The sequence below is a fragment of the Microcystis sp. M_QC_C_20170808_M3Col genome (genome assembly GCF_007095505.1).
Classification (GTDB): domain Bacteria; phylum Cyanobacteriota; class Cyanobacteriia; order Cyanobacteriales; family Microcystaceae; genus Microcystis.
This window is the reverse complement of record NZ_SFBY01000342.1, coordinates 1-6,376: the sequence shown is the minus strand read 5'-3', so window position 1 is coordinate 6,376 and position 6,376 is coordinate 1. Positions and strand designations below refer to the sequence as shown.

The window sequence follows — 6,376 nt, the reverse complement described above, 5'->3', positions numbered from 1 at the left end:
GTCTATCTTTCTCTAAAAAAATGGAGAATCACGTTGGAGCTGTTTGGTATTTTATCCATGACTACAATGCACAGCAAAGCAAAGGATTAAGCCGCTATCACTACTACCGAATCACCACCGAGCAGTTTAAGGATTATTGTCGAGTATTTGAACAGTTTCTTTTCGGCACGGTTACTCAAAGTTTACTGCTTTTGCACTGCTATCCTATCGAGAGATTCCTAGTTAATGGTAAACCTTATTTTAGAGGTGATCACGACATCAGCTTGAGAAAGTTTCAAGCTTACTTAGGTCTTGGTTATTCCTATCAGATTTCTGGTGATACTTCTGCTAAACATGATAAAGTCAAGAAATCCTGGAAAGGGTCCGATTTAATGCGCTCTCACTTGTATGCTCATGCAATGGTTACTATTTGTCCTAATAAACCCGCTAAAACTGAGATTATTGGCAAGCTTAAGCATTCTTGGCTTAATCCCCGGATTCATATCTATTACGACCACGAAAATGGTCGAAGAATCGAAAAAAGGAAAGAATTACCCAGCTTTAAGGCACTGGGTAAGGATGGACTGTGTCGCTTGCTGTTTTATGAAACTAGGCTACTCTACCAACTTTTGACGGACAATTTGGTAAAGTGATTAAGTGACTAGGAAAAATTGAAGAATACTTTCTCACTTAGCCCGAGCTTTTATACTAACCGATTAAGAGGATAATTACCGTGAAAACAGCGAAATATTCCGAAAAAATTGCCGCTCTCTGGACAACATTCCTCTTGGGAACCCTATTTCACACCCAACTGGGGTTAATGCCGCTCTTCCATGGTCAATCGATCGTCGAGAGTCATCAAACCAGCAATCTCGATCCGATTTTCTGGGGAATGTTGCTCTTTTTTTTGCTGCCAATGTTAGCGATTATCGGGGTCAATTTTAGCGAAAGTCGCTCCTTGAGAAAGGCCCATTTCTGGCTGACAATTCTCTATTCTGTCTTGAATTTAGCCCATCTCATCGCCGATCTTTTGGTCAGACCGATCGCCTGGTATCAAATCGCTCTCATGGCAATTTTATTGATTATCGGACTGATTTTAAATCTAGTTTCCTATCAATGGCTGCGGTTAGCGATCGCCCATCCGCGCCATCTCTCGGAAAGTCATTAGCAGTGCCAAGATCAAGAGGTGGCCGGTTGACTAACTGATTCACACAAGAGGATGCCTTTTGATCTTAAGTTGGTGCTTATTAAGGCAAAAGCAAGCTTAAAACGTAGCTAAAGCGATTTTTTTTTGAAAATATAGCTTAAAAACTCCAATTAATCCCTATTATTTCCTAGATCAGCCCGTAAATTGCCCCTGTTTCCTGGCCGCCGCTGCGACCACATCTCACCAAATATGGAGCTTTTTAGCTATGATGGTTGAGAAGCAAGCCAATAAAGGGAACTTTCGGGGCTTGTTATTCATCAAAAAACTCCTGATCGGAGGAGTCAAATAGACTATATAGTTCAGATTAACGACAAATATTGGTTAATAGTAATAACGAGGTAATTATTTTGATGAAATCTCTCATTCGTTGGACGGCAACTTTTGGTTTAGTAGGAACGACAATGTTGACTTCGCTGCTGGGAAGCTATTCTAAAGCACTCGCTTTACCGGAAGAACAAATCGTCAGAACCTTGCAGTCTGTACCTGTCTTCGCTATTGCCGATGATCAAGGAGTTCCCCTAATTGCCGTGGGAGAAAAAGAACAGAAATTCACGGGAGTTTTTATCAGTCAACAGGACGCACAAAACTTTTTTGAACGACTGAAAAAAGAGAATCCTGAAGTGGCTAGTAAGGTTAAAGTTCAGCCTGTTTCTTTGGCACAAGTCTATAAAATGCAAGCCAGTCAAACCGATCAAAATCGTTTAATTATCGATTTTGTTCCCAAAGAGTCGGAAGTAGAATCAGCGAAAAAACTGCTCAGTGAAAGAGGTCAACAATATCAAGGTGGTGTACCTTTATTTGTGCCGAAAGCAGGAAAAGAGAGTAATTTTCTGGTGATCAATCGCAATAATCAGGATTTTATTCCTTTCTTCTTTGAAAAAGCCGCCGCTTTGCAAATGGTAGAACAATATAAAAAAGCTAATCCCGCAGAAGCAGCCACGGTGAAAATTGATGTTATTCCCTTAGAAAATGTCATCGCCACCCTACAACAAAGCAACGATGAAGCTTTAACTAAAATTCTCCTCTATCCTAGCCAAGAAACGATTGATTTTATTCGGGCAAATAGCAACCAAAAGGCTCCCAACCAACCCCCAGCAAATCAGCCACGCCCTAATAATAATACCAATAATCGCCCCGCCCCCGCACCCAATCGTTAAGCCTTGTGTCTGCTAGTATTTCCGGTCAAGAATTAAGTCAATGGCGACAACAGGCGATCGCTGATCTGCAGCAAGCGCAACTATCTGCCAAGGAAGTGGATATCTTTCTGCAAGCAGTGACAGATATAGATACTCTTTCCCTGCGCTTACAATCCTTTCGCGAACGAGAAAAAATCCCTTTGAGTTATTCTTGGTCGGAAATTACTAAACGCTGGCAAAAACGCCTTCAAGCAAGGGTTCCCTTACAGTATTTGCTCGAATCGGTGGTCTGGCGTAATTTTACCCTCAAAGTCTCCCCAGAAGTCTTAATTCCTCGTCCCGAAACCGAGTTATTAATCGATATTGTTGCAGAAACCGTCAGAGGAGAAGAAGGGGGAATCTGGGTAGATCTGGGAACCGGTAGCGGTGCGATCGCTATTGGTTTAGCCAGTATCTTGACAAAAGCAGAAATATATGCTATTGATTACAGTCAAACGGCTTTAGCGATCGCCAAAGAGAATATCATCAATACGGGTTTTGCCGACAGAATTATCTTAAAACAGGGTTCCTGGTGGACACCCCTAGAGAAGTGGAAAGGACAGATTAGCGGTATGGTGTCCAATCCTCCCTATATTCCCAGTGCAGAAATTCTCGACTTACAAATTGAAGTGCGGGAACATGAACCCCGTTTGGCCCTGGATGGAGGTGAAGACGGATTGACCGCGCTGCGCTATCTAGTGGCCACTGCTCCCGATTATCTGCGATCGGGAGGCCTTTGGCTAGTGGAAATGAGAGCCGGTCAAGGGGAAAAAGTAGCGCAAATGCTGGAAAATCAGGGCAATTATCGACAAATTCAGATTATTAACGACCTAGCAGGTTTCGATCGCTTTGTTTTGGCCGAGCGAATTTAGCGCAATGTCCCCGCTTCGCAGTCCCGCAGCCAGAGACGCACCGCTTGGCCGATGGTGCCTTGACTGGTTTCTAGGGGAGGTAAGGGGACTTGAGCGGGTTCTAGGGAAGCTAATTGACTGTAAATCGTCACTAATCGCCATCCTTCCCCAGTTTTAGTTAAAAATAACCAATGATAATTCTGGAGAGTGACAGAGCGATTTTTGCTATACTGACGCTCTAAAGTCGTAAAAAAAACCTGTTGAGTGTCATCGGCAATTTGACCAGAATATTGACTAGCAGTTAAAGGTAGGGGTGCAAATTCGGGACGACCGGCAATAATCACAAAAACCGGTGTAGATAATTCTGGATCGATTTGGGAGCGGGTAATAACTCGGTTAGCATAACCGGGTAAATCTGACAAGAGGCGATCAACTAAAAGATTTAAATCCTCTGGACAGCTAGAAAGAGGAAGACTAACGGCTGGGAAGTTAATCCCGAAAATAACCAGTAATACAGCTAAATATCGGCTAATTCTTGACAAATTTTTGCCCATGCTACCTTTGGCTCCTCGGCACCGGTGATCGGTCGTCCAATTACTAGATAATCAGCCCCAGCTTTAAGCGCTTGGGCCGGAGTCATCACCCGACTTTGATCCCCTTTGCTTGACCAGGAGGGACGAACTCCGGGGCAAACTAAGAGAAAATCCTCTCCACAGACGCGCCGCAATTGCGCCACTTCTTGGGGAGAACAAACCGCCCCATCAATTCCCGATTCCTTGCCCAATAATGCCAGATTTAAGGCATATTCCGATAGCTCTATGGGAATTTTGAGGTCGAGGGCTAATTCACGGGCGTTAAGGCTGGTTAAAACGGTGATAGCGAGAAGTTTTGGCGGGGATGGCAGGTCAGAGATTGCCCCTTTCGCCGCCGTCAGCGCTTGCCGTCCGGCCGTAGCGTGGAGGGTGAGTAAATCCACTTGATAGCGACTAGCTGAACGACAGGCCCCGGCAACCGTATTGGGAATATCATGAAATTTTAGATCGAGAAAGCTCTTTTTTTGTCTTTCTTGCAAAATGGCTAGAATTTCTGCACCGCTACTGACAAATAATTCTAGTCCCACTTTCCAAAAATTGACTTCCGGCAACAGATCGAGCAGTGCGATCGCTGATTCTAAATCCGGCACATCGAGAGGAACAATAATTCGGTCTGAGTTGGTCATATTGGGGTGATAAATCAGAGAAAAATCCAATCGGCAAAAGTGGCAGCCTGTCCGCAATAAATGCCATCACGATCGATGATATTCCAAACGATCGCTTTTTCAATGCGAAATAGTTGACCGTTTTTCGTGATCCTTACCCCGTGATAATCGTTGATATAGCCCTGTTTTTTGACTAAATCCAGCATTTTTTGGCGTTCTTGGGCGATTTCCTCTCCCTCTACCGTCGCTCGCGAAGGAGTTGCTAATAATTCTTGCCAAGTTAAACCCCAGAGATCGAGGGCGCCGCGATTACCATAATTGAAGATCGGATTAGTTTGTGTACCGTGGGAAACCAGCACAAAAGGGGCATAAAAGAGCATTTTACTCTGTTCTTTGCCAGTACCGATCCGGGGCAAAAGCGATCGCCCGATTAATTGTTCATAACTATCCAGCAGCAATTCCGTCCAAGCTATAATAGCTAAATCTTCCCAAATTTCCATAAAATTATCTTGAAAAACCGGTTTAATCTTGCCGTTGCCAATATTTATAGGCCGCGTAGGCTAAAGTAATCACTCCCGTCAGAATTGCCGACTCATCCACTAAAAATTCCGGATGGTGAAGGGGGGGATTAAGGAGGTGAGGAGAACCCACTCCCAGACGGAACATTGTCCCCGGGGCCTGTTGCAAATAAAGGGAAAAATCCTCGGCCCCCATGGAGGGTTCCGAGAGAATTAACACCCGATCCTGTCCCCAAGCTTCTAAACCGGCTTCTTCGACTAACCGGGTTAAAAATTGGTCATTTTGCACCGATGGCACGCCCCGACGATATTTTACTTGACATTTAGCGTTATATGTGCTACAGACATTCGTGACCAAACTCTCGATCCATTCCGGGAGATGGGCGTGGGTTTCTGGGTGCAGCGATCGCACAGTTCCCGCCATGCGTACCTGATCGGCGATGACGTTGGGGGCGCGACCACCGCTAATCTGCCCGATGGTGAGAACAATGGGACGCAAAGGGTTCTGAGTCCGACTAATTGCCTGTTGCAAAGTGGTGATTACTTGCGAGGCGATCCAGATAGCATCGATCGCCTCGTGGGGACGGGCCCCGTGGCCAGATTCCCCTTGAATAAAAATCTCCAGATCGTCGGCAGCTGCAGTTAAGGCCCCGTAACGAACCCCGATCGAGCGGGCCGGAATCGAGGGGAAAACGTGCAGCCCCAAAACGGCGCTGACATCCCGCATCACCCCCTCCCGGATCATCCAACTGGCCCCCTGGGCGATTTCCTCTGCTGGTTGAAAGAGAAAGCGTATTTTTCCCTCCAAAGGTTCCGAGAGACGGGAAAGCACCATCGCCACCCCTAAACCGACGGTAGCATGAACATCGTGACCGCAGGCGTGCATAATCCCCGGTTTACGGGAAGCAAAGTCTAAATCGGTTCTTTCTTGGATCGGCAGGGCATCCATATCGGCGCGGATAGCTAAAATTCTCCGATCACTGCCTTTTCCTGCCAATTCTCCCTTAACTCCCGTTTTTCCCACCGCTTCCTGCACCGATAGACCACAGGAAGACAAAACTCCGGCAATATAGGCGGCCGTTTGATATTCTTGCCCACTTAACTCTGGATTCGCGTGAATGTGGCGGCGAATCTCCACTAATCGGGGTGCGAGACTCTCGGCTATGTTTTTAATCTCGGAGAGCATGAAACCAGTTTTACAGTATCTTTAGACTTAATCATAGAGCATTTTTTACCTGAAAATTCGACTTGGCTGATTTTAAGTCTGCATTGTCTTCTCGGCATTCTTTCATCGAAAATTTTGGGTGGGAAACCCCGCCGTAGAACGGCGGCTTTACGTTAGAATTAAAAAGACCGTCTCGAAAACCAAGTGGGCGGACAGCACCTTGAAAACTCGGCTTAGGGGGTTCCGTTCAGAAAAGCTTGTCCGGGTAAAAAGTCGCGCGCAA

7 protein-coding genes and 1 pseudogene are annotated in these 6,376 nt (G+C 45.7%); 4 read left to right on the top strand and 4 right to left on the bottom strand.

Annotated elements, in window-relative coordinates; all coding sequences use genetic code 11:
* The 4 genes and pseudogenes from EWV84_RS15655 to prmC form a co-directional block, all read left to right on the top strand.
* Positions 1-632, top strand: a pseudogene (locus tag EWV84_RS15655) (hypothetical protein); the annotation flags it as partial.
* A gap of 80 nt (positions 633-712) precedes the next feature.
* Positions 713-1,147, top strand: coding sequence for a hypothetical protein (locus EWV84_RS15650; protein WP_287078752.1), 435 nt, complete (start codon positions 713-715; stop codon positions 1,145-1,147).
* Between the two features lie 389 nt (positions 1,148-1,536).
* Positions 1,537-2,343 carry a Tic22 family protein gene (locus EWV84_RS15645; protein ID WP_287078751.1) on the top strand — a complete coding sequence of 269 codons (807 nt, stop codon included), beginning with the start codon at positions 1,537-1,539 and terminating at the stop codon, positions 2,341-2,343.
* Positions 2,344-2,348: 5 nt separating this feature from the next.
* Positions 2,349-3,233 (top strand): peptide chain release factor N(5)-glutamine methyltransferase, encoded by an 885-nt coding sequence (gene prmC / locus EWV84_RS15640; RefSeq protein ID WP_287078749.1) that lies wholly within the window; start codon positions 2,349-2,351, stop codon positions 3,231-3,233.
* Here the strand turns inward: prmC and EWV84_RS15635 are convergent.
* From EWV84_RS15635 to EWV84_RS15620, 4 genes are read right to left on the bottom strand one after another with little or no spacing between them, the layout of a single operon-like run.
* Positions 3,230-3,766 carry a hypothetical protein gene (locus EWV84_RS15635; protein ID WP_287078748.1) on the bottom strand — a complete coding sequence of 179 codons (537 nt, stop codon included), beginning with the start codon at positions 3,764-3,766 and terminating at the stop codon, positions 3,230-3,232. The genes prmC and EWV84_RS15635 overlap by 4 nt on opposite strands.
* Positions 3,730-4,431, bottom strand: coding sequence for an orotidine-5'-phosphate decarboxylase (gene pyrF, locus EWV84_RS15630; RefSeq protein ID WP_287078747.1), 702 nt, complete (start codon positions 4,429-4,431; stop codon positions 3,730-3,732). Before pyrF ends, EWV84_RS15635 begins: the two co-directional genes overlap by 37 nt.
* 14 nt (positions 4,432-4,445) lie before the next feature.
* Entirely contained in the window at positions 4,446-4,910 is a 465-nt protein-coding gene (locus EWV84_RS15625; RefSeq protein ID WP_287078746.1) for an MEKHLA domain-containing protein, read from the bottom strand.
* A gap of 22 nt (positions 4,911-4,932) precedes the next feature.
* Entirely contained in the window at positions 4,933-6,114 is a 1,182-nt protein-coding gene (locus EWV84_RS15620; protein WP_287078745.1) for a M20 family metallopeptidase, read from the bottom strand.
* Between the last annotated feature and the right edge of the window lie 262 nt (positions 6,115-6,376).

Bases quoted from the DNA above. Each gene is read 5' to 3' on its own strand.
- EWV84_RS15635 (WP_287078748.1), bottom strand. From the start codon at position 3,766: ATGGGCAAAAATTTGTCAAGAATTAGCCGATATTTAGCTGTATTACTG.
- EWV84_RS15645 (WP_287078751.1), top strand. From the start codon at position 1,537: ATGAAATCTCTCATTCGTTGGACGGCAACTTTTGGTTTAGTAGGAACG.
- EWV84_RS15625 (WP_287078746.1), bottom strand. From the start codon at position 4,910: ATGGAAATTTGGGAAGATTTAGCTATTATAGCTTGGACGGAATTGCTG.
- pyrF (WP_287078747.1), bottom strand. From the start codon at position 4,431: ATGACCAACTCAGACCGAATTATTGTTCCTCTCGATGTGCCGGATTTA.
- EWV84_RS15620 (WP_287078745.1), bottom strand. From the start codon at position 6,114: ATGCTCTCCGAGATTAAAAACATAGCCGAGAGTCTCGCACCCCGATTA.